Below are 25,080 nucleotides of genomic sequence, written 5' to 3'. Positions count from 1 at the left end.
AGGACATCCCCTTATGACCACGCTCCCCCCGATGCGCCATCAGGCCATTGCCGTTTCGCGCGTTCGACCCGTGACCGCCGGCGAGCCCACCCCCCACGTCGAGGACACGGACGAGGCCAAAGCTGCCTCGAGGCCCGCGCCGCGCAACCTGCGCCGCTGGTGGGCCCTGTTCGCGGTTCTTCCGTTCGTGACGTCGGTGTCGGGATGTGGATTGCTCGCGGCGCCGTGCCGGGTGACATCGGCCGGACTGAAGATCATTCCAGGGGTGGGAGGCGTGCTGGCGGCGCCGACGGACGCGTGCGCGGCCGCTATCGACTGATCGCCCCGGGCGTTGATTGGCCGGACGGCAACTGGCTTTCCGGCCGCAGAAAAAAAGAAAGCCCGCATGGTGCGGGCTAAATCCATATCAGGAGGAGACATGGAGGAGACGAGTTCAGTATAGGATGTCGTGCTGCAATGCACCATATGTATTTTTACGTAAGCCCCCATGTGTTGCGTGCTTGCAACGGGAAATAAATATCATGAAATCAATGATTTATTTCCGGTCTCACGTTCGCCGTCCGTCTGTCTCCCTCCGAAATCTCGAATCCTTCCTCTAGTTATTGTGCGCGTGCACGTCCTTTCGCCGACATCTGTTCGAGCACGAAAGGGACCGAGTCGCGTAGCGACGGATTGACCGTCGCGTCGTGATCGAGCCCGTCATACACACGGACCAGCGTGGTCGTTCCCGCTTTGGACACATCGCGCGCAAACGCTTGCTGCATGATGAGCGGCACGTCGATGTCCGTCGTGCCCATGCCGATGAACACCGGATGCTTGATGTGCAGCGTTGAGTAGCGCAATGCCGGCGTCTGGTTATGCAGCAGCTTCTGGATCATCGGCTGGAGGCTATTGCCAGCGTTCAGGCCAGCGGCAGTGGAGTGATCGGTCAACTCGCGAATGCAAAGCGTGCGGGCCTCGTCGAGCACTGGCAGCGCCTGCGGCGAAAAATACCGCGCCGCCTGCAACGTCGGATCGCGATCGGCCGCTGACAGGAACAGGTACATCGCGTAAGGGATCTTCGGGTCCGGTGCGCCCGGATCGGGTTGGCTCGCGAACAACATGGCGGCGGACGTCTGGGCATTGAAGTACGGCGTACCCGTCAGCACGGTCGCGACCACTTTGACGTCCGGTGCGTAGTGGGGTTGATGCCCCGCCGCCGCAAATGCCGCGTGCGCGCCCTGCGACTGTCCGACGAGCACCACGCGGTTCTGCAACGGGAACACGCTGCGTGCAGCCAGCAGACTGTCGAGCACGCTATAGGCTTGCGCGCGCGAATTCAGGTAGTGATGCAGTCCTTGCGAGCCGAGGCCGGCGTAATCGGGCGCCACGATGGCGAAGCCGAGCGACAGCCACGTGCCGAGGTACTGAATATCACGTTGGCTGCGCACGTTCAGCGATGGGGCGCACGCGCTCGCGACGCCAACCGTCCCGTGTGCCCATACGACGACAGGCCAGCCGCCGGGGGGCGTCGGTCCTTTGGGCAGGAAGACGACACCGGTATCCTCGCGGGCTTCGATGCCGCCAACGCCGTCGATGGAGCTGTAACGAATGCGGAATTGCTCGCCGGCCTCGGGCAAGCCGTGATCGGCCTCGAGCGGTTGCCGGTCGACGATGGCGCCGTGGGGAATGGTGGCGGGAGCGGTGTCGGGCGTGATCGCGTGTGCGGCACGGCCGATGACCAGACTGGCGAACAGGGCGGCGCTCGCGAAACGCCACAGGCGGTTGAACATGTTGAACTGTCCTCGTCTCGGGTTGTGCTTCTGAAGCTCGCACGGGCGACGAACACGCGCCGCCCGAATGCGGGTTGCCATCGCCCCGGCCAGTACAAGTGACGTTACCCCGTCCCCATACGAATGTCTCGATGGCCCTCTGCATCAATGCACAGTTAGCCGTGTCACGCGTGATTGCCCCGGGACTGAGCGACGGCGGCTTGCCTGGCGGCCTCGCGCCACGCGCGACGCGACCTGCGCATGCGGCGTAGCGCGAGCGACGACATCGTGATCCAGCCGAACGGACGCGGATCGACGAGCATGCTCACCGCGCGCGCGTAATCGAGCACCAGCCCCGGTGTCCACGCCATCGTCTTGGCTCGCTTGCGCAGTTGCGCTGCGACCCACAACTCGGGCGTGAGCCATAGGCGTACGAATGTCCACCAGCCAGCGTCGGCCCCATTCGCCAGTTGTCCCACACGGCCTTCGATGGCCGCTTCAAGGGCCTTGGCGACACTGCTCGAGCAGTTGCGGTGCGTGAGGTTGTAGGTGGCGTTCTGCTGGTACGTCTGCCAAAACGCGCTCAGCTGGCGGGGGCTGTAGTTGCGAATGCGGACCTTGACCGTCGATGGGCACCAGGCCTTCGATTCGGTTGCATAGTCCGGCTGGAACACGCCGGGCACATCGTTTTCGCGGGTGGCGCGCAGCAGTTGTCCGAACTGATCAGGGGAGCGGTCGATTTCCTTGGCCGGATAGAGGCTCACGTACACGCCCTCGTGGCTCTCGAGCGCCGCGTGGCCCGTCGAGATCACACCGTTCTTGTCGACGGCGGCGATGTAGCGATCGATCACCGGGTGGCGGCGTGCAGGCGCCTTGGACGACCCTGAGGGCGTCCAGACGTGTACCGTCAACGCGGGCTCGGAATCGGCAGGCGGGCCGTCCCAGCGAGGCGCACGGGGACGTTCGCTCCACAGGCGGCGCTTGTCCTCCGGGCCGCCGAGAATCTGCTCGACGCGGAAGTCGCGGCGCATGCGTCGCGCGCGCATGGCGAGCACCAGCAGGTTCCAGCCGGTGAACGCGAGTCCGAGCCCGATGGCGTAGGGCAGCGTGCCCTTGTAATGCGTCGGATACGGTTGGTAGAAGAAGATCGCCACGGCAATCTCGAGCAACCCGCCCGCCATCGCCCACGCCCAGCGCGGGTACCGCACGACGTACGCGGCCACGCATTGCAACAGCCCGTCGGCAAGGAACAGGGTGCCGAACAGCATCGACAACCAGAAGTTGCCGTTGCGTTGATCGAAGAAGAGAACGAGCAGTGCGGCGACGGTAAACGTTCCGCCCTTGAGTCCGCGCACCAGACGCTGACCGCCCACGCCAATCGTAGCGATGGCGAGCGTTGCCAGCCCTTCGAGCAGGAGCAGCCAGGCGAACACCTTGAGCGGGAAGTGGACGACACCGTCGAGCGCGTCGACGATGAGCGCCAGCCCGAAGGCGAAGAAGATCGCGCCGATCCAGATCAGCGCACTCGCCCGGCGTCGCAAGTAATCGACGCCAAGTAACAGCAGTATCAGACGTACCAACGTAAGGTCTCCAACGCATGCACCTGCCCCGCCGATCACGGGCAGAGCGCGCACCCCGAATGCGGGAGGATTTAGGATTTGGCTTATTTTGACGCTATCTTAGCGCGTCAACCGTGACAGACCAAAAACAAAGGCGGCGCGCTCCTTCCGGGGCGCGCCGCCTTTGCGGCGGACAATACAGACGCATCGCCCCGTGAGGCGATATGTCGATACGTCAGATAGCTGGCTTAGTCCTTCTTGCCTTCGAGCTGCGGCAGGGCGTCGTCGCTCGATGCGGTGAGCAGACCCGCCTTGGCGTAGGTCATCAGCTTCTCGCGCGTGTCGACGATGTCGAGCGTGCGCATCGTGAGCTGGCCGATACGGTCGAGCGGGGTGAAGACCGAGTCACCCTTTTCCATCGTCAGGCGCTCGGGCTTGTAGGTGAGGTTCGGCGACGTCGTGTTGAGCAGCGAGTAATCGTTGCCGCGACGCAGCTCGATGGTCACTTCGCCGGTCACGGCGCGGGCCACCCAGCGTTGCGCGGTCTCGCGCAGCATGATGGCTTGCGGGTCGAACCAACGGCCCTGGTACAGCAGACGGCCCAGACGGCGGCCATTCTCGCGGTACTGCTCGATGGTGTCTTCGTTGTGGATGCCGGTCACGAGTCGCTCGTAAGCGATGAACAGCAGCGCGAGGCCCGGGGCTTCATAGATGCCGCGGCTCTTCGCTTCGATGATGCGGTTCTCGATCTGGTCGCTCATGCCCAGACCGTGACGGCCACCGATGCGGTTGGCTTCTTCGAACAGCTCGACGGCATTGGCGAATGTCTTGCCGTTCAGTGCCACCGGCTGGCCTTCTTCGAAGCGCACGGTGACTTCTTCGGCCTTGATCGCGCAATCGTCGCGCCAGAACGGCACGCCCATGATGGGCTGCACGATCTTGATGCCCGAATTCAGGTGCTCGAGATCCTTGGCTTCATGCGTCGCGCCCAGCATGTTCGAGTCCGTCGAATAGGCCTTCTCGACCGACATCTTGTAATCGAAGCCGTTGGCGATCAGGAATTCCGACATTTCCTTGCGGCCACCGAGTTCATCGATGAACGTCTGGTCCAGCCACGGCTTGTAGATTTGCAGGTTCGGGTTGGTCAAGAGACCGTAGCGGTAGAAGCGCTCGATGTCATTGCCCTTGTACGTGCTGCCATCGCCCCAGATATTGACGTCATCTTCCTTCATTGCGGCCACGAGCATCGTGCCCGTGACGGCGCGACCGATCGGCGTGGTGTTGAAGTAGGTGACGCCGGCGGTCGAGATGTGGAACGCGCCCGATTGAAGGGCGGCGATGCCTTCGGCCACGAGTTGCGTGCGGCAGTCGATCAGGCGGGCCTTCTCGGCACCGTAACCCATGGCGCGGCGCGGGATTTCATCGTAGTCGGGTTCGTCCGGCTGACCCAGATTGGCCGTGTAAGCGTACGGAATCGCGCCTTTTTGGCGCATCCAAAGCAGCGCAGCGCTGGTGTCGAGACCGCCCGAAAAGGCGATGCCGACCCGTTGTCCCGTGGGGATGTGTTGCAGAATCGTGGTCATCGGCGTGGAAAAGCTGGGTTTTTAACCTGTCAAGTATCCCCGTCCGGGCTATGGATGGTCAAGTCTGACGGCCGATTCCCGCGCGACGCGACCCCTTTCCCCCCTGAAATCGTCACCATTGCGTACCCGCCACGCTGCACGCCGAAGCAAGGAAATCGGAGAACGCGCGAATCACGAGCGATGCCTGACGATGCTGTGGATAGACGACGTGAATCGCCGTCGGGGCGGGCGCGAAGTCGTCGAGTACCGTCACCAGGCGTCCGCTCAACAATGCGGGTGCCACGATGAACACCGGCAGCCAGGTCACACCGAGCCCGGCCACAGCGGCGTCACGGGCCAGTTCGCCGTTGTTCACGCGCAAGCGTCCGGCGACCGGGATCTCGACTGGATGCCCGTCGCGCGCGTAGGTCCAGTTCACGCGCTGGGTGTGGCCGTAGGGCAGCAGGGCGTGGTCACGCAGGTCTTGGGGGGTGTGCGGCGCACCGTGGGCTTCCAGATAGCGCGGGCTCGCACACGTGACCATTCGCATGGGCGCGACGCTCCGGGCGATCAGCGACGAATCGGCCAGCTCGCCGATGCGTACCGCCACGTCGTAGCCTTCGGCAATGATGTCGACGGTGCGGTCGTTCAGTTCCAGCTCGATCGTGACGTCGGGATAGGTCGCGAGAAACGACGGGATAACCGATCCGAGGAACATCGTTCCGAACGACATGGGCGCGGAGACGCGCAGATTACCGCGCGGACGCTCGCCCTGACTGCTCACGGCGAGGTTGGCAGCCTCCACATCGTCGAGAATGCGCCGTGCGCGCTCGTAATAGATCCGGCCGAGGTCGGTGACAGCCAGCCGCCGCGTCGTACGTAGCAGCAGCCGCGCGCCCAGTGCCTGCTCCAGCGACGAGATTCGGCGGCTCACGAACTGCTTCGAGAGCCCGAGCTTCGCCGCCGCACCTGTAAAGCTCATCGCGTCCACGGCGGTGACGAAGATACGCATATCGTCGAGCAAATCCATCGGCAAGCTCCCGATCGTAAAAGAGTGCGGGTGACAACGAGAGGGTTTATTTCATCATTGTCACCCGGAAGCCGACAATCTTAGCCGACGTGAGGCTCGCGCTGTCCGCGCCGAGTCATCGCAGCGCCAGCCGCAGCCCCAGCAGGATGGCTGCGGTACCCGCGACGGCCAGTGTTGTGGGGCGATGGCCGAAGATGCCCCAGTCGAGCAACGCCGTTACCACGGGCACCAGATAGAACAGACTGGTGACGGTGACGAGATTGCCCGTCGCGATCATTCGATAGAGCAGCAGCGTGGCGCCGACCGAAATCACGAGACTCATGTAGAGCAGCGGCAGCCAGAACCCCAACGACGCATCGATGTGCCACGGCTGCGTAGGCGCGACAAGCAAGGCCAGGGCGAGTCCGACCGCGTATTGCAGCGGCAGCACGTCGAGCGGCGTCTGGCGCGAGCCCTTCTGCGCGAGGGTGCCGAGCGTCATGCACGCGAGCGCGGTCAGAGCCCACGCCGAGCCCGCCGCCGACAGTCGCGCCGACATCAGGCTTTGCGCGACAACGAGCGCCAGCCCGGCCAGGGCGACGGCCAGCCCGGCGAGACGCCGCGCGCTATGCGCTCGCTCGAGCGCCACGAGTGTGAGAATCGGCTGCACACCCAACACCGTCGCGAGCGCACCGGGCGTGATGCCGTTCGCAAGCGCGAGCAGATAGGCCGCCTGATAGCCGCCGACGAGCAACGCGCCGGTGCCGGCGACTTGCCATCGGGTGCCTGCCGCCGGCCACCAGCGACGGCGCGTCAACGCGATGAGCGTGAGCGCCGCGAGCGCCACGCCAAGCCGCACCACGAGAAACGCAAACGCCGACGCGTGCGTCAGCCCCCACTTGGCGGCCAGTGCGCCGCCACTCCAGAGCAGAACAAACAGGAGCGTCGCGCCATGCCGGCGCCACGCGAGACTGTCAACTTGCATCGATCTTCCCCTGAACAGGATGTCCAGCCTGCCGGGCGTCATGTCGATGAAAGCGGCGCGAGAACGCCGTTTTCCGTGACGCGATACCGGTCGCATGCACTGCATGACGACGTGTCATCGCGTTCGATGCGCAACGCACGAACAGGCGGATCGAAACTGAAATTCGGATGAAAAGGTGTTGTGCCGGGTGACGAACACCCAGCGCGCCAGCGGTGGCGTCAGGCCACGGCGCTAACGACAGCGGCCACTACCGCGGGCGGTGCTACGCCGGCTGGCGCAACCACTGGGGAGGGCGGGGGAGGCGCGACTGCCACGAAGCGTCCGCGAAGACGCGAGCCCACACCGCGTTGCAGCGGTGCGACGTCGGACTTGGCAAGTCGGAGGGACGCGTGGGCAGTCATGGATCGATGAAGAGACAAATGACGCCCGTCACTCGAAGGGCGTGCACACAATCTACACGTAGCGTCTGCACGCGGCAAGCGCGCGGCATCGATGAGGGATCAGGCTGTCGGCCACGCTCCCGTGCGTTCAACGCTGGGCGAGGTCTCGCCGTCACGCCACTGTGCAGGCAATGCGCTGCGTACGCGCCGCACTTCCCGCACATGCACACGCACGAGTCGTTGTGCGCCTTCGAAGCCACTCTGTGCTTCGTCGTGCCAGAGAATTTCGGCGTCGCCTGCCACGTGAAGAAAGTCGCCCGATGCGAAGTCCACGAACACCAGCCCCGCGCGAGGATTGGCGTGCAGATTGCCAAGCGTGTTGTAGAAGGCGTTGCCGCGAAAGTCGGGCCATGTGAGCGTGTGTACGTCCTCGACACGCACGAAGCCGGGCTTGCCGCCGCGATGCGACACGTCTGTGCCGGCGCTGCGCTCGGTCGCGCCTTCCCCGGCGTAATGCGTGGCGACGAAGAACGTATCGGCGCTGGCGATCTGCCATTGCGCATCGTCGTCGAGCGACGTTTGCGGTGCCTCGGCCCGAGGTGCTTCATCATGGCCGTGCGGCGTGATGTCGCGTTTGCGGATGTACTGCGGACAGTTGCCGAAGCTCTGCATAACGCGAATCGCAAAGCCTCGCGAATCCGCTTCGACGACCGGCCCATTTGCGCGATTCCGGCGGCGTGTCGACGGTTCCAGCCCAAGCACGCCGATCGGCGCGCCCAACGTCATCGCGCCATGCAACGGATCGGTCGAGGGCGGCAGTGCGTCCACGCGCAGCAGCGTCGGGTCGGGTGAGTGCGCGAAGCCGGGGGTGCCGCTCAGTAGCGTTGCCCAGGGCTGACCGTTCGAGTCCAGCGCGCCCGCGACGACAAACGGCAACTGCGCAAAGAACTGACGATGCTGCTCCGGCATTGCGGTACGAATGACTCGCGGCCCGAGGTCCGCCATCACCTCGCGGGAACCGGCGAGCGTTTGTACGGCCATCTCGCCGGCGTGGAACGGCGAGACCGTCGGCGACGTTTGTCCGGGCGCGGTCATGATGTCCTCCCGAGGTTCAGGCGGCGTTCAGGCCGCACGCCGTCGACGCCATCGGTATGAAGCGCGGCAGCGCAGCCACACGGGCCAGCCAGGCACGCACGGCGGGATAGGGGGTGAGCGAGACATTGCCCTCCGGGGCATGCGCGAGATACGCGTAGCAGGCGATGTCGGCAATCGTCGCCCTGTGGCCCGCGAGGAACGGCGTGGCTTGCGGTGCGGTGAGATGTGCCTCGGTGCGCGAGAGCAGAAGCGCGGCGCGCTCGATCATCGCGCTGGCATCGACGGGGCGCTGGAACAGCACGACGATACGTGCCGCGGCGGGCCCGAACGCCAGATCGCCGGCCGCCACCGACAGCCAGCGCTGCACCTTCGCGGCGCCGACGGCATCGCGCGGCAGCCATTCGCCACCGGTGTCGTACCGGGTGGCGAGATACGTGAGGATCGCGTTGGAGTCGGCGATCACCAGACCGTCGTCATCGATGGCGGGTAACTGACCGAAGGGGTTGATCGTGAGAAAAGCAGGTTGCTTGTGCTCTCCCGCCACAAGATCGATGTCAATCGTCTCGTAGGGCAGATCCAGCAGATGCAGCATCAGTTCGACGCGATGGCAATGGCCCGAGAGTCCGTGCCGATAGACCCGGATCGGACGTGCGGGGCGAGCAGGAAGAACGGGATGTTGCACTTGCGCTTCAGCGGGGTGAGTCATGAAACGTCTCCGGTAGTGACTGGCGGGGTGCCGGCCCTGCTGCCAAAGCCGTCACGCGATGGACGCATTCTCTATCCTGCCGAATTCCGGATAAATGCCTGGGAGTTGATTTGACTACTCCAAAAATCGGAGTAATGATGCGCGGCATGGATAAACTTCGTGCCATGCAGACGTTCGTCGCCATTGTGGATCAGGGCAGCCTGAGCGCGGCGGCGCGCATTCTCGATGCTTCGCTCCCGGCGGTGGTGCGCACTCTGGCGGCGCTAGAGACCGCGCTCGATGTGCGGTTGCTCAATCGCACGACGCGTCGTATCGCGCTGACCGAAGAGGGGCGGACGTATCTCGACACGTGCCGTCAGATCCTCAGCGAGATACAAGAGGCCGAGGCGCGTCTGGCGGCACGGCATGAAGCGCCGACCGGCACTCTCGTGGTCACGGCACCCGTGCTCTTCGGGCAACTGCACGTCGCGCCTGCGCTCTACCGCTTTCTGCGCGCTTATCCGGCCGTCAAGTGCCGTCTGTTGCTCAATGACCGCGTGGTGAACCTTTGGGAGGAAGGCATCGACGTCGGCATTCGCATCTCGCCACTGGAGGACTCCTCCCTCGTCGCGCAGGGCATTGGGGCGATCCGGCGTGTGGTGGTGGCAAGTCCCGAGTGTCTGGCTGAGCAGGGAGAGGTGAGACACCCGCGCGAGCTGATCGGCAAGAACTGCATCCGCGCGTATGGCGGCGGTTTCGGGCAGTGGCGGTTCTGGGAGGGTGGGCGCGAGTTCGCCGTTCCGGTCGACGGTAATCTCGAAATCAGTCACGGCAACACGGCCGTCGAAGCGTGCATCGACGGGATAGGCTATGGCTGCTTCCTTTCCTATCAGGTCGCGGCGCCGTTGGCCAGCGGACGCCTGGTGCGCGTCCTCAAGGACTACGAAGGGCCTGCGCGTCCCGTCAGTATCGTGTATCCGCACGCCCGGCTGTTGCCGTCGCGCACACGGGCGTTCGTGGACTGGATGAAGCGGGAATTGCGCGACGTGCCGATGGTGTGAGCGGGGATGCCCGGCAGGTGCGCCAGGCGCGTCAGATAAAAGAACGCGGAAAGCGACAGTGCCGCTTCCCGCTTAAAAAGCCCGCCGACGCCAACCGGCGGGCCGCTTCGTTCTTGATGCAATCAGTCGCGGTCCCAGCCTCGGTGCCAGCCGCGATCGTGACGGTCGTCCCAGCGGCGATCGCGCCAGTCGTGCCAGCGGTCGCGGCCGTAGTAGACGGCCGGCTGCGGCGCAACGTACACCGGCTGCGGTTGCACATAGACGGGCTGCGGTGCCGCGTAGACCGGCGGCGCCACAACGACCGGCGCGGGCACGCCCAGATAAACGCCAACATCCACGTGGGCCGATGCGGCGCTCGAAGCGACAGCGGCAGCAGCGCCGAGGGCAGCGATGACAAGTATGCGTTTCATGGTGTCCTCCAAAAGCGCTCGCAGGTCGGTGCAAAGGGCGAGGATGCTGCGCGCGCGTCGGCAAATGTAGCCAGTGAGTCGGATCGATTCGCGAAGGCGGGTGAAGCGTCGGGGTAGTGATGCCTGTCGTCGAACCGTTGAAGCCAGTGTATCGACGAGGCCGCGTAGCAGGTGCTACGAGTTTGTCTGGGATGTGTCGTTTTGTAACGCAGGTGGACGAGCTTCGTTGGCTCGCAGGCCAGACGAATCGACGAGCAAAAATCGGCCGCAGAAAAAACAAAAGGCGTCACGCGAAAACGCGCAACGCCTTGTGCTTTGATTCGTTGGTAGGCTCGATTGGACTCGAACCAACGACCCCCACCATGTCAAGGTGGTGCTCTAACCAGCTGAGCTACGAGCCTAGAAAGACCGCGAGTATAGGGTCAATTTTTCAACCTGGCAAGTCTTTCGCGCGAAATACCCGAAAAAAGTTTCGGGCGCGCTCATTCGCCGCGCTTCGGTGCCCCGCGCTTGGGCTTGATCCGCACCCAGAGTCCCTTGTTGCCACCGCTGCCCGCACGCTGTTCGACGTCGAATAGTCCGATGGTCGTCACGAGGTCGCTCAACTTGCCGAAACCGTAATTGCGCGAGTCGAAGTCAGGTGCTTGCTTGGCGATGTGACTGCCGATGGGGCCCAGGCTGGCCCAGCCGTCTTCGTCCGACACGCCGTTCACGGCATTGCGCAGCAGCCGCACGAGACGCGTATCGCGCTTGAGCTCCGAGGCACTGCGACGCTTGCGCGGTGCGGGGGCTTCTTCATCGCCGTCGGGTTCGTCGTCCTGGCGCAGCAATTCGGTGTAGATAAACTTGTCGCAAGCGGTGACGAACGGCTGCGGCGTCTTGCGCTCACCGAAGCCGTACACGATCAGACCCTGCTCGCGGATGCGCGAGGCGAGGCGCGTGAAATCGCTGTCGCTGGAGACAAGGCAGAAGCCATCGAATCGTCCCGTGTAGAGCAGATCCATCGCGTCGATGATCATGGCGCTGTCGGTGGCGTTCTTGCCGACGGTGTACCGGAATTGCTGGATGGGCTGGATCGAGTATTCGAGCAGGCACTTCTTCCAGCCGTCGAGATTCGGCTTCGTCCAGTCGCCGTAGATGCGCTTCACACTCGCCACGCCGTACTTGGCCACCTCGGTGAGCAGGCCTTCGACGATAGCGGGTGCGGCGTTATCGGCATCGATGAGCACGACAAGCGTGGGGCCCTGAGTGGACTCGGGTGTTGTCACAGGCATAGCGGGTTCCTTGATCGCGAAGACGTTCCGCATTATGGCCCGGAACCGTGCCCGCCATGCCTTGATCCTGATCAGTGCGCGACGCGACGTTGCTCCAACGGCGCGAACCACAACACCGCGATGCCGACGAGCAGGCTTGCCGCCGCGAACATCAGGCCCGAGGTGAACGAGTGTGTCCAGTCCTTGAGCACCCCCACGACAATCGGACTCAGCGCCGAGCCCAGGTTGCCCACGGCGTTGATGACCGCCAGTCCAAGTGCGCGCGTGTGTGGCGCAAGACTGCGATCGGGCACCGTCCAGAAAATCGCCATCGCGGTGTAGGCGCCGGTCGAGGCCATGGCCACGCCAGCGAGCCGTAGCGACGGGTCGGGTGCGAAACACGTGACGACCCAACCGGCCGCGGAGAAGAGCATTGGCAGCACCAGATGCCAGCGGCGCTCCTGCAAACGGTCGGATCGGCGTCCCCACCAGATCATGCCGGCGATCGTGCAAACGGAGGGGATGGCGGCGAGCAGGCCGATGGCCACATTGCTGCTCGTCGTGCCGAAGCTCTTCACGATCTGCGGAATCCACAACGAGGCCAGCGAGAGCGTGTTGACGAGGCAGAAGTACCCGAGCGCAAACTTCGCCACACTCGGTGTCAGGACCGCACGCCACGCGCGGTTGTCTGTGTCCGGTGCCGAGCCTGTCTGCTGCGCCATGGCGGCGGCACGATCGCGGGCGATCATCGTGTCGAGTGTCTGCTTCTCGGCGGCGCTCAACCAGCGCGCATCGGCAGGCTTGTCGTCGAGATACCACCATGTGACGATGCCAAGCAACACGGTGGGCCAGCCTTCCAGCACGAACAGCCATTGCCAGCCCGCGAGTCCGGCGACGCCGTCCAGGCGCAGCAGGTATCCCGAGGCGGCAGCGCCGAGGGCTGACGTCACCGGCATCGCGATCATGAACCAGGCGTTGGCACGGGCGCGAGCGGCTGACGGGAACCAGTCGCCCATGTAAAGCAGCATGCCGGGCAGGAAGCCCGCTTCCGTGATGCCGACGATGGCGCGAATGAGATAGAGGCTCGTGGCGTCGTGCGCGAACATGGTGGCGCTCGAGGCGAGCCCCCAAGCGATCAGAATCGCGCCGATCCAGCGGCGTGCGCCGAACTTCACGAGCATCAGATTGCTCGGCACACCGCACAGCACATACGTCAGATAGAACACGGTCGAGGCCATGCCGAACATCGTGCTCGTGAGCCCGAGATCCTGGCTCATCGTGAGCGCGGCAAAGCCGACGTTGATGCGATCGAGAAACGAGAACAGGAACAGCAGGAACAGGAAGCCGAGCAAGCGGCGGGAAACCTTGCGCACGACGGCGCGCTCCATGGCGTCGTTCGGTGCAGCCTGTTGCGTGGGCGTGCCGTCGAAGGCGGCGGCCGGAGATGCCGATGCGGAAATGCCGTCAGCGAGGCCGGCGGCAGGCGTGATGCGACTCATGATGGGTGTCTTCTCCAACGCTCCCCGCCTTGGTTTGAGTATGGCGGTGTAATGAGAACGGGCCCGCCTTCAAGGGCGGACACCAAAGGGTGCGATAACGAACGGTCTGTCAGTGCGCCTGGGCGGCGGCGTTCTGCGCGCTGCTCGCTGCGCGCCCGATGAGATCGATCACTCGCTGCGGATCGCGAATCTCATGGGCCAGCAGCAGGGCGACCTTCGCGAGGAGCAACTCACGTCCGTCTTGCGGCGCAGCGTCGATAGCCAGTGCGAGGGTGTCGTAAATCTCCTCGAGTCCGGCGATGGCGGTTTGCGGGGTGGTCATGGTGGGCTTCCTTGAGTGACGCGACGGCTTACGCGCGAGCCGTCGCCTGTGCGAGTGCGTCGGCAAGTCGCGTGGCGTCGATTCGCTGCCAACGCGCGCAGATGTGGTGATCGGGGCGCACGAGATACGCCGCGCCATTGGCGGCACCGTATTTCGCTGCGGCATGTCCCGCCGGATCGGGCAGCGTGATGTCCGCGCCCGCGATACTGCTTTGCGACGGAGAAAACGCGATCACCTTCACCGGCACACCGTTTTCGCGCGATGTCGCGATTTCACGACGCAAGCGCTCGTCGAGCGGCGCGTCGCCAAACGTCACCAGATGGAATGCGGCGCCAAGATAGTCGTAGAGATAGTCGTTGTCGCCGAGCTTCACGTTCGGTGCCGGCGCACCGACCGTCGGGCCGGCCGTCATTTGCGCGTTGTCGTCGTTGGTGCTGTTCAGCGGCGAGTCGCGATAGTCATGCGCCCGCGAGGTGCGCCAGTGAAACAGCGGCCGAACGAATTCGTGCTCAAGCGAGAGACCCAGCACGGCGTCGCGCAATACGCGAAAGCCATGCGAAGGCGGCGTCATGAAGCGCGTGCTCTTGCCGGCTTCCGCAATGATCTCGCGTGCCGCGCCCACGCGGTCGTGGGTGTACGACGCGAGGAGTCGCGCGGGCGCCGCGCCTTTCGCGACGGCGGCGAGTTTCCACGACAGATCGATGGCGTCCTGAAAACCGGTGTTGGCACCGCGCACACCGAAAATCGGCAGCAGATGCGCGGCGTCGCCGGCGAAGAGCACGCGGCCGTGCACGTAGTCGGGCAGGGTGAGCGCACGCGCAGAATACACCGAGCACCAGTCGAGTTCCCACGGCTTGCCGCCCAGTCCCATCATGTCGAGCTGCGCATTGATGCGCTTGCGAATCGTCTCGGGTTGCAGCGCATCTTCGGAGGTTTCCGAGGCCGGCAACTGATAGTCCACGCGCCAGATGCCGTCGGGCTCGCGGTGCATGAGTACGGTGTTGCCGGGATTCCAGTCAGGGGCGAAGTACGCGAGCCGCTCGGTCGGCAAATCGAGATCGATGCGAATGTCGGCGATGACAAAGCGACCCTCGTAGCTCGCGCCTTCGAAGCGCAGGCCCAGCGCGGTGCGCACCGTCGAGCGCGCACCGTCGGCGGCGACGAGCCACTGCGTGCGCTGCATGTATTCGCCGTCCGGCGTGTCGATTTGCAGGGCGACGCCGTGTGCATCCTGAGCGAGTCCAACGAGTTTGTTGCCCCAACGCATCTCGACGAGCGGCTCACGCGCGATGGCGTCCACCAGATAGCTCTCGAGCACGTTCTGCTGCAAGTTGATCAGCGGCGCGAAGCGGTCGTCTTCGTCCACCGGCGATTCCATGCGGAACACGCGCTGGCCGCGATAGTACGAATTGCCGCTGGTCCACGGCAGGCCCTTGGCGACGACGGCGTCGGCGACGCCCACGGCTTGCAGAATTTCCTGCGAGCGACGCGTGAAGACGATGGCGCGGCTGCCTTCCGAGACTTGTTGCTCGGCTTGCAGCACGACGCAGCGCACACCGTGGCGCGCCAGTGCGAGCGCCGTGACCATACCGATGGGGCCGCCGCCGACGACGGTGACGGGGACCTCCTGCGCGTCGCCCTGCGGCGAAAAGTGGGGATAAACGTGGTACGCGTGATAAAGCGACGCGCGCGGGGTCGTCTCTGGTCGATGCATGATGCGGCACCCTATAAGCCGCTCGGCGCATGGGCAACACGTCTCGTGTCAGCGGCGGAGACGGCGTATGCACACCACGCGAATGACGAAAGACGTCACCGAGCATTTGGTTGCTAACGCAACAATTCTAGTGTGCTATTGTTGCGTTAGCAACCAAATATCGACCCATTTCGCCTAGGGGAAAACACTGAAATGCGGCCAGCCCACAAATCGCTCGACCAGTTCCTGACGTACAAGATGCACCGTCTGATGAAGCAGCACGACAAGCGCATTGCGCAGTCGTACGCAGATGCGGCGCAACTAAGTCTGGCCGAGTCGCGTGTGCTTGCCGCCGTGGGCACGGCGGGGGCGCTGTCGAACTCGGAGCTGGCGCGCCGTGCGAATCTCGACAAGAGCCAGGCGAGTCGCGGGGCAGACGGTCTGGTCTCACGCGGGCTGGTGCGTCGCGGGCCGGACGAGCACGATGGCCGCGCGGTGAAGGTGTCGCTCACGCCGGAAGGCGAGCGCGTGTGGCGCGTGGTGATCGACGCAGCGCGCGCGCACTACGAGCGGTTGTTCGACGCGCTGACAGACGACGAGATTCGCGTGTACGAGCGTCTGCTCGACAAATTGTTGCTGCGCTCCGACGAACTCGACGATCTCGAGTGACGGAAACCCCGGGCGTTGCACGGCAGCAAAAGGAAAGGGCACCCGCAGGTGCCCTTTTCCCTTTCAACCCAAGCCGACCTCAGCTCACGCGAACGACAGCGTCTTGGTCAGATCGCCCGGCGGCATCGCACCGCGCGCGGCGAAGGCCGCGTTGCGATGGGCGATGCCTTCGAGCACCGGCAGATCGTACAGACGCGTCACGAAGCGCAGGATGGAAGTCGTGTCGTAGAACGTGTGATCGACGTTGCCGCGTTTGGCGAACGGCGAGACCACGAGCGCCGGAACGCGCGAGCCCGGCCCCCAGCGATCCCCCTTCGGCGGGGCAACGTGATCCCACCAGCCACCGTTTTCGTCGTACGTAATCACGACCATCATGTTTTGCCACTGCGGCGACTTCATCAGGTGCGCGAGCACGTTCGCCACGTGCTGGTCACCGGACTCCACATCCGAGTAACCCGCGTGCTGATTCAGGTTGCCCTGCGGCTTGTAGAACGTGACGGCTGGCAGCTTGCCCGCAATCGCGTCGGCGATGAATTTGTTCGAGATCGGGCTGTCGCCCTGGCCGCCGTCACGCAAATGTGCTTCACGGGCGGCGGTGCCCGGCGCGAACTGTGCGAAGTAGTTGAACGGCTGATGGTGGTACTGGAAATTCGGCTTGTCCGCGCCGCCCTTGTGATCGAGCGCCGACTGCCACGCGCCCGCATACCAGGCCCACGACACGCCTTTCGTCGAGAGCAGATCGCCGATGGTGGCGTAGGTTTGCGGCGGCAGCGTGGCGGGATTCGATGGATCGGCCAGGCGCTTGTCGCCCGACGCCGCCGGCTTGATCGGTGACGGCTGATAAGCCGGCATCATCGTGTTCACCGCGAAGTTGTCGGGCGTGATCGCACCGTCGCGCACGAATTTCGGCTTGCCGTCGGCGGCCGATGCGGGCGAGTCCGGGGCCACGGCGAGACGCACGCCCTGCGGCCCATCGGCCAGCACGGCGATCTTGTCCTTCGCGGGGCTTTGCGCCGCGTTCGGATACACTGGCGGACGGCCCGTGATCAGGAACTGGTGATTCAGGAACGAGCCGCCGAATGCCGCCATGAAGAAGTTGTCGCACATCGTGTACTGCTGCGCGATCTTGTACATGTCGAGCGTCTTGGCGGTCTCGCCGTAGTAGCCCATCACCAGGCCGCCCGAGTCGGCCCACGCGGCGAACTGGTTGCTCTTGCCGTCGTTGATCTGCATCTGGTTCTGCCAGAACAGGTGCCACAGATCGCGGGTGATGATCGATTCGGGCAGCAGCTTGCCTTCGGTGTCCTTGAGCATGAACGGCGCGTTCGGCTGCCGGGCGATGTCCTTCTCGGTGATGTGGTACTTCTTGCCGCCCATGGTCTGCGCGCGTGGCACGAGACCGTCGAAGAACGGCGGCAGCATCGGCATCGGCGTCTTGCCGTCGCGATCGAGCTGCGTGTAGTCCGACGCGGATACTTTCGAGAGCGGCTTTTCCACGCCGGGGAAATCGGCGAACAGATTGTTGAAGCTGCGGTTCTCGAGATAGATCACGACCACCGTCTTGATGTTGGCCTTGAGCTGGGCGTCGAACGTGCCGCCTGCGGCCACCGCTGTCGGGGCACCGGCACCGCCTTCGGCGGCGCAGCCGGTCAGTGCGGAGGTAGCGCCTGCCGCGCTGGCGGCGCCGATGGCAGCCAGTCCCTGAAGCAGACGGCGACGTGACGGGTCAGACGGATTGTCGTCCTGGGAGAGGTCGGCATCCAGCGCGGGATCGTGAGGTTGGGGCGTGGCGTCGTTCGTCATGGTGTCCTTGATTGACGTAGCGGGCAGTGGCGTTCGGCTATGCGCGCGCGAGTATCCGCAACCGGTCGGCAGACGCTGACGTCGACGCATGAGCGTGGCGGCGCCGGCTTGCCCGGGCGGGCGAGGCAGACGACGTTTTTACGCGGGGATTGTGACAATTCGGTGACGCCGTCACGGCGTCACGACAAACGAAACGCGGCGGTGCGCTTCAGGGCGATGGTGTGGCCTGCCGTGCGGCGTAGCCCGTGTCCTCGAACAGTCCGGTGCGGAACTGTTCGACCAGATCGTCGAGCAGCGCGCGCAAGGCGCTCGGCATCTGTTTGCGGGACATGTACACACCGTAGACGGTCATCTCGCGCGGCACATAGTCGGGCAGCAGGGCACGCAGGGTGCCGTCGCGCAGATGCGGCAGCGCCGAATAGACGGGCTGCATGGAGATGCCCGCGCCTGCCAGCGTGGCGGCAAAGACTACGTTGACTTCATTGGCCGACAGATTGCCGCCGACGGGCACACCGAGCGGCGTGCCGTGATGCGTGAATTGCCAGAGACTCTTGCCGAAGTAGGTGTACGTCAGACAGTTGTGCAGCGCGAGGTCTTCGGCGCGCTCGGGTGTGCCATGACGCTGGAGATACGACGGCGCAGCGCAGACCACCGAGTGGCATGTGGCGAGGCGTCGCGCAATGAGGCCGGGCGAGGGTTCGGTGGTCACGCGAATCGCCAGGTCGATACGCTCGTCCACCAGATCGACGGTGCGGTCCGCCACCACGAGATCGATGGCCACACCGGGATGCCGCACGATGAAACGTGTGACGGCGGCGGCCAGAAACGCCTGCCCGAGCGACGTGCTGCACGCCACGCGCAGCAGGCCGCGCGGCGCACTGTCGGCGTGCGAGGCACACGCCAGATCGTCGGCGATCCCGAGCATTTCGCGGCACCGCGGCAGCGCGTCGTTACCGGCGTCGGTGAGGCTCACCGCACGGGTGGTCCGGTGTAGCAGCCGTGTGCCGAGCCACGCTTCGAGTTCGGCCAGATACCGCGAGACCATCGCGCGCGACATGTCCAGCCGCTGCGCCGCTGCCGTGAGCGAGCCGCGTTCGGCCACTTCGGTAAAGACACGCATTGCCGTCAGACGGTCCATGATTTGCTCGATCTGTGCAACAAAGTGATCGTCATTATGGGCTTTTTTTGAGCGATTGGCGCGACTACGATGGCATGCATGAGACGCCGTCGACCGACGGCACGGCACGACACAGGACAGAACGAAATGACTCAGGCAACCCTGCATTACATCGCCGACCCGCTGTGTGGTTGGTGCTACGCCGCCGCACCGCTCGTGCGTGCGGCACGCGACGTGGCCGGTCTCGACGTGGTGTTTCACGGTGGCGGCATGATGGCCGGCCCGAACGCGCAACCCGTCACGCCGCAGCTTCGCAATTACGTCATGCCGCACGACCACCGCATTGCGTCGCTGACCGGTCAGCCGTTTGGCGACGCCTATTTCGACGGGCTGCTGCGCGACGGCACCGCGGTCTTCGATTCCGCACCGCCCACGGCCGCCGTACTGGCCGCCGAAGTGTTGGCCGGGCGTGGCCTCGATATGTTCGCCGCGTTGCAGCGCGCCCATTACGTCGATGGCAAGCGCATCGCCGATCGCGACGTGCTCGTGAGTATCGCGGCAGATCTCGGCCTCGATCGGGACGCATTCGCCCACGCCTTCGACGCGCAGGATGCAGCGGCACTCATGCAGCATTTCCGCGACAGCCGCGCGTGGCTCACCCGCGTGGGCGGCAGCGGCTTCCCGACCTTCGCGCTGGAGACCGGTGCTCAGATCGAACGGCTCGAACCGGGGCGCTATCTGGGGCAACCCGATGCGTGGCGCGATGCATTGCGCGAGCGCCTTCAGGCGGCGCAGACGACAGTCTCTGCCAATGCCAATGCCAATGCCGGTGCGTTGCCGCAATGCGGTCCCGACGGTTGCGCCCTCTGAGCCCGAACCGTTCCACCCCGAACCCTTCAACCCCGAATTCCCCCTCACCCCCAGGAGATTCCTGATGAAAGTCGCCTTGATTGGTATTACCGGCCGCGTGGGTACGCGCGTTGCCACCGAGTTGCTGCAACGTGGTCACACCGTTACGGGTATCGCCCGGAACCCGGAGCGTGTCGAAGCCGAGGCGGGTCTCACCGTCGTCAAGGGTGACGCTGCGGACCCGGCATCTCTCGCGCCGCTGCTCGCGGGTCACGATGCCGTGATCAGCGCCGGTCGTTTCGCTACCGTAGACGCCACCAAGCTCATCGATGCGGTGAAGCGCGCGAACGTGCCGCGTCTGCTGGTGGTCGGTGGCGCGGGCAGTCTGGAGATCGCGCCGGGCAAGGCACTCATCGACACGCCGGAATTTCCGCAAGCGTACAAGCCGGAAGCCAGTGCCGGTCGCGTGTTTCTGCAAGTGCTGCGTGCCGAGCCGAAGGATTCGCCGCTGAACTGGACGTTCCTGTCGCCGTCGGCGCTGTTCGAGCCGGGCGAGCGCACGGGCAAGTTCCGTCTCGGTGGCGACGGTCTGCTCGCCGACGCGAACGGCAAGAGCTGGATTTCGATGGAAGACTACGCCATCGCGCTGGTCGACGAACTCGAGAAGAACCAGCACCCGCGTGCCCGATTCACGGTCGGCTATTGAGCGTTGTATGACGGCGGCGTGTAACGTTCGCGCGAACGATCAGCGCGCCTGCCGGAACGTGAGGTTGTAGCGCACGGCCTGAGCGTCGAAGCTGCCTTCGACGCTCGCAATGCCGTGATAGACGAGTCGCGACGGCCCGCCCCACACGACCACGTCGCCGGGCGCCAAACGCACGCGGCGCGTGCGGTCACTGCGCTGGAGGCCGCCCCACAGGAAGGTGGCGGGCAGTCCGAGCGAGACCGATACGATGGGCGCGCCCAGCTCGCGTTCGTCACGATCCTGATGCAGCGTGAGCCGGGCATCGAGGGCATAGCGGTTGATGAGACAGGCGTCGGGCGTGAAGTCGCGATAGCCGGCCGTCTCGGCGGCATGACGCGCGAGCGAGAGGAACGACACCGGCATCGCCGGCCACGGTCGTTTCGAGAGCGGATCGTGCGTGCCGTAGCGATACCCCTGCCGGTCACTGATCCATCCCACTTCACCGCAATTCGTCATGGCGACCGACATGCGCTTGCCGCCCGGCGTCAGCCAGTGACGCAGCGGTGCCTGGGCAATCACCGCGTCGATATCGGCCTGCAAGTCCGCCAGTTGCGACTGCGCGAATCCCCGCAAGACCAAGGCTCCCGGACCGAGTTCGTCGGCTTGCGGGCTGTCGTGGCGGACGTCGTGGTGAGCGCTGCCGAAGAGGTCGAGTGTCATGTGGCGTCGTGCAGGATCACGCCGAGCGTATGCCGGTGGCCGCTGCGCACACGGCTCACCCCGTGTCGCATGTTCACGCGATACACACCGCGCGTGCCGTTCACCGGACGGTGATGCACGGCGAACACGACGGCATCGCCGCGCGTGAGCGGCACCACTTCGGCACGCGACTGCATGCGCGGCCGCTGCTCCGTGAGAACGAATTCGCCGCCCGTGAAATCCTCACCGGGTTGCGACAGCAGAATAGCCACCTGCAACGGGAAGACGTGTTCCCCATAGAGATCTTGATGCAGACAATTGTAGTCGCCTGCCGCGTAGCGCAGCAGTAACGGCGTGGGGCGGCGCTGACCGGCGTCGTGGCATTGCGCGAGGTAGGCGCTGTGCGTGGGCGGATAGCGCGCATCGATGCCCATTGCCGCGTGCCAGTGGTGCGCGATCTCACGCAGCGGCGCGTAGAACGCTTCGCGCAGTTCGGCGACGAGCGGTGGCAGCGGGTAGGCGAAGTATTGATATTCCCCTTGTCCGAAACCGTGACGCGCCATCACGACACGGCTGCGAAAGCGGGGTGACGTTGGCGTGACGCTCATTCGTCCGCTCGTCTGGCCGTACATCGTGCAGAGATCGTCGCATTCGTTGGCGTTCAGCAGATGGGGAATGCGAGCTGCACCGAAGCGATTGAGTTCGTCTTCCAGTGCGTTCCAATCGATGGACTGGAGGGACCGGATGTGCGACGGGTGGGCCATCACGGCGCCCCCTTGTCCAGGCCCTCACTGCCTTCGCCGCCTTCGCCGCGCTCTTGAGCGAGCAGCGCGCGTTTGCGTTCGACGCCCCAGCGATAGCCCGACAGCGCGCCATCGTTGCGCACGATCCGGTGGCAGGGAATCGCCACGGCGAGTTTGTTCGATGCACAGGCTTGTGCCACGGCGCGTACCGCGCGAGGCGAGCCGATGCGCTCGGCAATCTGCGCGTAACTGGCTGTCTCCCCTGCGGGGACTTCCCGCAGTGCCTGCCAGACACGTTGCTGGAATGCCGTGCCACGCACGTCGAGCGGCAACGACAGACCGATGCGGGGCGACTCCACAAACCCCACGACCTGTGCGACCCAGCGTTCGAACTCGCTGTCGGCGCCGACCAGCTCGGCTTTCGGGAAGCGGTCCTGTAAGTCCTTCACGAGTGCTTCGGGGTCATCGCCCAGCGAGATATCGCACAGTCCGCGCGAGGTGGCGGCAACCAGTAGGGCACCGAGCGAGCATTGCGCCACGGCGAAGCGGATCGATTCGGCCTTGCCCCCCGAGCGGAACGCCGCCGGCTTCATGCCGAGCAGCGCGTCGGCGTTCGCGTAGAAGCGACCGTTGGAGTTGAACCCGGCGTCATAGAAGGCCGATGTGACGCTCCCGGCGGCGGGCAAGGCGTCGCGAACCCGCTCGGCGCGACGCGCGTTTGCATAGGCGCGTGGCGTCACGCCCGTCACTGCGCGAAAGAGCCGGTGGAAATAGTGCGGGCTCAAACCGGCTTCGGCGGCGAGGGTTTCCAGACGCGGCGGGGTCTCGGCCGTCTCGATGTGCCGGCACGCGGCGGTCACCAGTGCCGCGTGACGCGCGTCGAGCGCGCCCTGATCCGGCTTGCATCGCTTGCACGGACGAAAGCCCGCGCGCTCGGCCATTGCCATGTCCTGATGGAACGCAACGTTCTCGCGCCGCGCGAGCCGTGCGCCGCATGACGGACGGCAATACACGCCGGTCGTGCGCACGGAGTAGAAGAATTCGCCGTCCGCCTGCTTGTCGCGCGCGACGACGGCGGCCCACCTGGCGTCGTCGGTCGCATAGCGCGACACGGCCGGCGCCTGCGCCGCCCGAGCCTGCGCGTCGCGCGGGTCAGGGGATGCGGTGCCGGGGCGAGGCGGACGTTTGGCGGTCATTAGGTTGGTAGGCATCACGGTGTTCTCCCGATGACTGAAGTATTGCCTTCAGTGTAGGGAGCCGGTCGTGATGCTGCGCTCCGTTTCTTGCTATCGAATTCGATCAGACGCCCGGGGGCATCGTGGTGCCCAGCTTGGCCGCCAGACTCATCACCATCACCAGCACGAGTGCCTCGATGGCGACGACGCGCGCGAAGGCTGTCGTATCGAGCGGCGCCTCACCCGTATCGAGTGCAAGACGCGGCAGAAAATGCCAGCGATTCCACGCACCGAGCAAGGCAGCACAGGCGACGAGCACGAGCTTCGTGACAAGCCATGCCAGATACGGCGTGTTCTGATCGGTGAACCACTGCGAGGGCGTCTCGCCGAGCGTGCGCCAGGCGTTGAACGCTCCCGTCACCAGCGCGACGAACATCGCCAGCGTGGCGACCGACGAAAGCCGTTCGCCGTAGGCCGCACGCGCGCCGACCGGCCAGTGACGCCAACCCGGGATCACGCATCCGGCCACGACCAACGCGCCGGTCCATGAGGCGGCGGCGCCGACATGCAGCGTATGCACGCCGATGGCGAGCCACGGCATGGAGGCATCTGCCGCGTGCCCCGTCCCCGCGCGGGCTAACGCGAGCACCACGGCGCCGGCCGCGTAGACCGTGCGCGCGTAACGTTCCTGACGATGCTCGCGTCGATGATGCCGATCGCGAGGATCGTCGGCAACGGGCAGCACCGCGCGCAGGCGGCGGCGTGCGTCATACCAGGCCCAGGCGCCCGCACACAGCAGCGCGACGCCGAACCCGGCGACCCACTGCATCCGGCCGAAATGGGACTGCGTGAGCACCAGCCACACATCGCCGAGCATGGCGGACGTGCTCTCCCAGTCACCGCCCGTCATCGCCTCGGTACTTGCGAGCACATACGCGATCCACGCGAGCCCGGCGAGCCCGGCGGCAAAGGCGGGCAGCACGCGCAAGGTGAGCCCGCGCCGCACGGCGTGCGGGCTGCGCAGCAGCAACACGCCCAGGGCGAGCGCCAGCGCGAGATTCAGCAACCCAGCCGTGGCGGGTTGCCACGTGCCGGCGGCCAGATCGCCCGGCATCACTTCACGGTGAACTTGAAGTTGCCTTGCGTGCGATGGCCGTCGCTCGCCACGGCGATCCAGTTCGCCTGGTAGGTGCCGGCAGGCAGTACGGGAAGCGACAGTGTGAGTGTCTTGCGCGTGGCGTCGAGTTCGGGCTTCGCCTGCGTGACCGGCTTGCCCTGGGCGTCGACGACGCTCAACTTCGAGAGGGCGCCTTCGAGCGCCGAGTCGAACGTGACGCGCACCGCCTTCGGCGCTTCGACGGTGGCCTGCGCGGCAGGCTCGCTCGACACGGCGTGCGCATGTGCCCACACCCCCTGAGAGAGCCCGGCCAGACCGAGGACTGCCGCAAGCGTGAGTCCCCGCGTCGCGCGACGCAGCATAGCGGTGGCACGAGGGGCGTTGGTAGCGATCTTGGAAGTACGCATATCGAGTTCGGCGAAAAGACGGAAGTGTCAGGAAAGCGGCGTTTGCGGGCGAACTGGTGGCTTGCGCACGGCATCCGCACTCGGTGCCAGCACGGCCGGTCTGGCCCGCACAGATACGCGACCTGCGCCGCTCGCGCAGTATCGCAGACCTTGCAGACCGGTGCAGCCGCCCGGCGGTTCCGGCCAGGCACGTCACGCGGCAATGTGCCGCGCCAGCCGTCGTGCAGCATGCCGGGAATTTGCAACTGAGTTGCAAAATAATGACATCCACCGTATCATCGCGACATATTGCAACTCGGTTGCATTAATTCGGTTGCATTAATTCGGTTGCATTAACTCGGCTACGGATCGCGCGGCGATGAGCGGTGAAATGAGCGGTGAAGCCGGTGCGAAGTGCGGGCGCTGCCACGTCGTTCTCGCGGGTCTTGCGCCATGCGGTGTCCGGTGAACGGCTGGCATCGCCACGAATGCGCGCCGACGCGCCCGTCTCGCGTGATGCCGTGCCGGTCCCCCGGCGGCACGCGCCAACGGCATCGCGAATTGCCGTGCCGG

The 25,080-nt window shown here is 65.2% G+C and carries 23 protein-coding genes, 1 tRNA gene and 1 pseudogene; 5 read left to right on the top strand and 20 right to left on the bottom strand.

Going from position 1 to position 25,080, the window contains the following annotated elements:
- Positions 1 to 148: 148 nt before the first annotated feature.
- The gene (locus PBR20603_RS24540) at positions 149 to 319 is read left to right on the top strand and encodes a DUF6726 family protein (protein ID WP_425495783.1); all 171 of its coding nucleotides are present in this window, start codon (positions 149 to 151) and stop codon (positions 317 to 319) included.
- A 280-nt stretch (positions 320 to 599) separates the two neighbouring features.
- Here PBR20603_RS24540 and PBR20603_RS02430 read toward each other — a convergent pair whose 3' ends face one another.
- The 7 genes from PBR20603_RS02430 to PBR20603_RS02400 form a co-directional block, all read right to left on the bottom strand.
- Positions 600 to 1,772: a lipase family protein gene (locus tag PBR20603_RS02430; protein ID WP_150557938.1), complete on the bottom strand. Its 1,173-nt coding sequence runs from the start codon at positions 1,770 to 1,772 to the stop codon at positions 600 to 602.
- Between the two features lie 164 nt (positions 1,773 to 1,936).
- The gene (locus PBR20603_RS02425; protein ID WP_150557937.1) at positions 1,937 to 3,331 is read right to left on the bottom strand and encodes an HdeD family acid-resistance protein; all 1,395 of its coding nucleotides are present in this window, start codon (positions 3,329 to 3,331) and stop codon (positions 1,937 to 1,939) included.
- 227 nt (positions 3,332 to 3,558) lie between these two features.
- Positions 3,559 to 4,893, bottom strand: coding sequence for an argininosuccinate synthase (gene argG, locus PBR20603_RS02420; RefSeq protein WP_150557936.1), 1,335 nt, complete (start codon positions 4,891 to 4,893; stop codon positions 3,559 to 3,561).
- Positions 4,894 to 5,005: 112 nt separating this feature from the next.
- Positions 5,006 to 5,902 (bottom strand): LysR family transcriptional regulator, encoded by an 897-nt coding sequence (locus PBR20603_RS02415; protein WP_150557935.1) that lies wholly within the window; start codon positions 5,900 to 5,902, stop codon positions 5,006 to 5,008.
- Between the two features lie 115 nt (positions 5,903 to 6,017).
- Positions 6,018 to 6,866: a DMT family transporter gene (locus PBR20603_RS02410; protein WP_150557934.1), complete on the bottom strand. Its 849-nt coding sequence runs from the start codon at positions 6,864 to 6,866 to the stop codon at positions 6,018 to 6,020.
- A gap of 500 nt (positions 6,867 to 7,366) precedes the next feature.
- Positions 7,367 to 8,341 (bottom strand): pyridoxamine 5'-phosphate oxidase family protein, encoded by a 975-nt coding sequence (locus tag PBR20603_RS02405; RefSeq protein WP_150557933.1) that lies wholly within the window; start codon positions 8,339 to 8,341, stop codon positions 7,367 to 7,369.
- A 16-nt stretch (positions 8,342 to 8,357) separates the two neighbouring features.
- The gene (locus tag PBR20603_RS02400; RefSeq protein ID WP_150557932.1) at positions 8,358 to 9,047 is read right to left on the bottom strand and encodes a glutathione S-transferase family protein; all 690 of its coding nucleotides are present in this window, start codon (positions 9,045 to 9,047) and stop codon (positions 8,358 to 8,360) included.
- 146 nt (positions 9,048 to 9,193) lie between these two features.
- Here PBR20603_RS02400 and PBR20603_RS02395 point away from each other — a divergent pair, with 146 nt between their 5' ends.
- Positions 9,194 to 10,087: a LysR family transcriptional regulator gene (locus PBR20603_RS02395; protein WP_150557931.1), complete on the top strand. Its 894-nt coding sequence runs from the start codon at positions 9,194 to 9,196 to the stop codon at positions 10,085 to 10,087.
- Positions 10,088 to 10,209: 122 nt separating this feature from the next.
- On the opposite strand, the gene PBR20603_RS02390 is transcribed toward PBR20603_RS02395, so the two are convergent.
- The 6 genes and pseudogenes from PBR20603_RS02390 to PBR20603_RS02365 form a co-directional block, all read right to left on the bottom strand.
- Positions 10,210 to 10,497, bottom strand: coding sequence for a hypothetical protein (locus PBR20603_RS02390; protein ID WP_150557930.1), 288 nt, complete (start codon positions 10,495 to 10,497; stop codon positions 10,210 to 10,212).
- Positions 10,498 to 10,821: 324 nt separating this feature from the next.
- Positions 10,822 to 10,898 (bottom strand) — tRNA-Val (locus PBR20603_RS02385).
- Between the two features lie 90 nt (positions 10,899 to 10,988).
- A pseudogene (locus PBR20603_RS02380) lies at positions 10,989 to 11,771 on the bottom strand (NYN domain-containing protein); the annotation flags it as partial.
- A gap of 71 nt (positions 11,772 to 11,842) precedes the next feature.
- The gene (locus PBR20603_RS02375) at positions 11,843 to 13,249 is read right to left on the bottom strand and encodes an MFS transporter (RefSeq protein ID WP_174977751.1); all 1,407 of its coding nucleotides are present in this window, start codon (positions 13,247 to 13,249) and stop codon (positions 11,843 to 11,845) included.
- A 109-nt stretch (positions 13,250 to 13,358) separates the two neighbouring features.
- Positions 13,359 to 13,571, bottom strand: coding sequence for a DUF2783 domain-containing protein (locus tag PBR20603_RS02370; protein WP_150557928.1), 213 nt, complete (start codon positions 13,569 to 13,571; stop codon positions 13,359 to 13,361).
- Positions 13,572 to 13,599: 28 nt separating this feature from the next.
- The gene (locus PBR20603_RS02365) at positions 13,600 to 15,285 is read right to left on the bottom strand and encodes an FAD-dependent monooxygenase (RefSeq protein ID WP_150557927.1); all 1,686 of its coding nucleotides are present in this window, start codon (positions 15,283 to 15,285) and stop codon (positions 13,600 to 13,602) included.
- A 192-nt stretch (positions 15,286 to 15,477) separates the two neighbouring features.
- Here PBR20603_RS02365 and PBR20603_RS02360 point away from each other — a divergent pair, with 192 nt between their 5' ends.
- Positions 15,478 to 15,933: a MarR family winged helix-turn-helix transcriptional regulator gene (locus tag PBR20603_RS02360; protein WP_150557926.1), complete on the top strand. Its 456-nt coding sequence runs from the start codon at positions 15,478 to 15,480 to the stop codon at positions 15,931 to 15,933.
- Between the two features lie 84 nt (positions 15,934 to 16,017).
- Here the strand turns inward: PBR20603_RS02360 and PBR20603_RS02355 are convergent, their stop codons facing one another.
- Together PBR20603_RS02355 and PBR20603_RS02350 are read right to left on the bottom strand one after the other, a co-directional pair.
- Positions 16,018 to 17,736, bottom strand: a complete 1,719-nt coding sequence (locus PBR20603_RS02355) for an acid phosphatase (RefSeq protein ID WP_150557925.1) — start codon at positions 17,734 to 17,736, stop codon at positions 16,018 to 16,020.
- A 208-nt stretch (positions 17,737 to 17,944) separates the two neighbouring features.
- Positions 17,945 to 18,874, bottom strand: a complete 930-nt coding sequence (locus PBR20603_RS02350; protein WP_150557924.1) for a LysR family transcriptional regulator — start codon at positions 18,872 to 18,874, stop codon at positions 17,945 to 17,947.
- A 126-nt stretch (positions 18,875 to 19,000) separates the two neighbouring features.
- Between PBR20603_RS02350 and PBR20603_RS02345 the strand changes: the two genes are divergently transcribed.
- Together PBR20603_RS02345 and PBR20603_RS02340 are read left to right on the top strand one after the other, a co-directional pair.
- Positions 19,001 to 19,723, top strand: a complete 723-nt coding sequence (locus PBR20603_RS02345) for a DsbA family protein (RefSeq protein ID WP_150557923.1) — start codon at positions 19,001 to 19,003, stop codon at positions 19,721 to 19,723.
- A gap of 64 nt (positions 19,724 to 19,787) precedes the next feature.
- The gene (locus PBR20603_RS02340) at positions 19,788 to 20,408 is read left to right on the top strand and encodes an NAD(P)-dependent oxidoreductase (RefSeq protein WP_150557922.1); all 621 of its coding nucleotides are present in this window, start codon (positions 19,788 to 19,790) and stop codon (positions 20,406 to 20,408) included.
- A 39-nt stretch (positions 20,409 to 20,447) separates the two neighbouring features.
- Here the strand turns inward: PBR20603_RS02340 and alkB are convergent, their stop codons facing one another.
- The 5 genes from alkB to PBR20603_RS02315 form a co-directional block, all read right to left on the bottom strand.
- Positions 20,448 to 21,107, bottom strand: coding sequence for a DNA oxidative demethylase AlkB (alkB, locus tag PBR20603_RS02335; protein ID WP_150557921.1), 660 nt, complete (start codon positions 21,105 to 21,107; stop codon positions 20,448 to 20,450).
- The gene (locus PBR20603_RS02330; RefSeq protein WP_150557920.1) at positions 21,104 to 21,850 is read right to left on the bottom strand and encodes a 2OG-Fe(II) oxygenase; all 747 of its coding nucleotides are present in this window, start codon (positions 21,848 to 21,850) and stop codon (positions 21,104 to 21,106) included. The genes alkB and PBR20603_RS02330 overlap by 4 nt, the downstream gene beginning before the upstream one ends.
- Entirely contained in the window at positions 21,850 to 23,040 is a 1,191-nt protein-coding gene (gene ada, locus PBR20603_RS02325; RefSeq protein WP_246174333.1) for a bifunctional DNA-binding transcriptional regulator/O6-methylguanine-DNA methyltransferase Ada, read from the bottom strand. The genes PBR20603_RS02330 and ada overlap by 1 nt, the downstream gene beginning before the upstream one ends.
- An 88-nt stretch (positions 23,041 to 23,128) precedes the next feature.
- On the bottom strand, positions 23,129 to 24,118 hold the full coding sequence (locus PBR20603_RS02320; RefSeq protein ID WP_150557919.1) for a copper resistance D family protein: 990 nt from the start codon (positions 24,116 to 24,118) through the stop codon (positions 23,129 to 23,131).
- A complete protein-coding gene (locus PBR20603_RS02315; protein WP_246174332.1) occupies positions 24,118 to 24,528 on the bottom strand; it encodes a copper resistance CopC family protein in 411 nt (136 codons plus the stop codon). Before PBR20603_RS02315 ends, PBR20603_RS02320 begins: the two co-directional genes overlap by 1 nt.
- Positions 24,529 to 25,080: the final 552 nt, after the last annotated feature.

The sequence above is a fragment of the Pandoraea bronchicola genome (assembly GCF_902459805.1).
GTDB lineage: Bacteria > Pseudomonadota > Gammaproteobacteria > Burkholderiales > Burkholderiaceae > Pandoraea > Pandoraea bronchicola.
This window is presented reverse-complemented; position numbering and strand designations above follow the sequence as displayed.

What these genes read in the sequence shown, in the direction of transcription:
- alkB (WP_150557921.1), bottom strand. Translation starts at nt 21,107, where the DNA reads ATGACACTCGACCTCTTCGGCAGCGCTCACCACGACGTCCGCCACGAC.
- PBR20603_RS02415 (WP_150557935.1), bottom strand. Translation starts at nt 5,902, where the DNA reads ATGGATTTGCTCGACGATATGCGTATCTTCGTCACCGCCGTGGACGCG.
- PBR20603_RS02375 (WP_174977751.1), bottom strand. Translation starts at nt 13,249, where the DNA reads ATGAGTCGCATCACGCCTGCCGCCGGCCTCGCTGACGGCATTTCCGCA.
- ada (WP_246174333.1), bottom strand. Translation starts at nt 23,040, where the DNA reads ATGCCTACCAACCTAATGACCGCCAAACGTCCGCCTCGCCCCGGCACC.
- PBR20603_RS02315 (WP_246174332.1), bottom strand. Translation starts at nt 24,528, where the DNA reads ATGCGTACTTCCAAGATCGCTACCAACGCCCCTCGTGCCACCGCTATG.
- PBR20603_RS02430 (WP_150557938.1), bottom strand. Translation starts at nt 1,772, where the DNA reads ATGTTCAACCGCCTGTGGCGTTTCGCGAGCGCCGCCCTGTTCGCCAGT.
- argG (WP_150557936.1), bottom strand. Translation starts at nt 4,893, where the DNA reads ATGACCACGATTCTGCAACACATCCCCACGGGACAACGGGTCGGCATC.
- PBR20603_RS02400 (WP_150557932.1), bottom strand. Translation starts at nt 9,047, where the DNA reads ATGACTCACCCCGCTGAAGCGCAAGTGCAACATCCCGTTCTTCCTGCT.
- PBR20603_RS02355 (WP_150557925.1), bottom strand. Translation starts at nt 17,736, where the DNA reads ATGACGAACGACGCCACGCCCCAACCTCACGATCCCGCGCTGGATGCC.
- PBR20603_RS02330 (WP_150557920.1), bottom strand. Translation starts at nt 21,850, where the DNA reads ATGGCCCACCCGTCGCACATCCGGTCCCTCCAGTCCATCGATTGGAAC.
- PBR20603_RS02395 (WP_150557931.1), top strand. Translation starts at nt 9,194, where the DNA reads ATGGATAAACTTCGTGCCATGCAGACGTTCGTCGCCATTGTGGATCAG.
- PBR20603_RS02360 (WP_150557926.1), top strand. Translation starts at nt 15,478, where the DNA reads ATGCGGCCAGCCCACAAATCGCTCGACCAGTTCCTGACGTACAAGATG.
- PBR20603_RS02340 (WP_150557922.1), top strand. Translation starts at nt 19,788, where the DNA reads ATGAAAGTCGCCTTGATTGGTATTACCGGCCGCGTGGGTACGCGCGTT.
- PBR20603_RS02320 (WP_150557919.1), bottom strand. Translation starts at nt 24,118, where the DNA reads ATGCCGGGCGATCTGGCCGCCGGCACGTGGCAACCCGCCACGGCTGGG.
- PBR20603_RS02370 (WP_150557928.1), bottom strand. Translation starts at nt 13,571, where the DNA reads ATGACCACCCCGCAAACCGCCATCGCCGGACTCGAGGAGATTTACGAC.
- PBR20603_RS02345 (WP_150557923.1), top strand. Translation starts at nt 19,001, where the DNA reads ATGACTCAGGCAACCCTGCATTACATCGCCGACCCGCTGTGTGGTTGG.
- PBR20603_RS02405 (WP_150557933.1), bottom strand. Translation starts at nt 8,341, where the DNA reads ATGACCGCGCCCGGACAAACGTCGCCGACGGTCTCGCCGTTCCACGCC.
- PBR20603_RS02390 (WP_150557930.1), bottom strand. Translation starts at nt 10,497, where the DNA reads ATGAAACGCATACTTGTCATCGCTGCCCTCGGCGCTGCTGCCGCTGTC.
- PBR20603_RS02350 (WP_150557924.1), bottom strand. Translation starts at nt 18,874, where the DNA reads ATGGACCGTCTGACGGCAATGCGTGTCTTTACCGAAGTGGCCGAACGC.
- PBR20603_RS02365 (WP_150557927.1), bottom strand. Translation starts at nt 15,285, where the DNA reads ATGCATCGACCAGAGACGACCCCGCGCGCGTCGCTTTATCACGCGTAC.
- PBR20603_RS02410 (WP_150557934.1), bottom strand. Translation starts at nt 6,866, where the DNA reads ATGCAAGTTGACAGTCTCGCGTGGCGCCGGCATGGCGCGACGCTCCTG.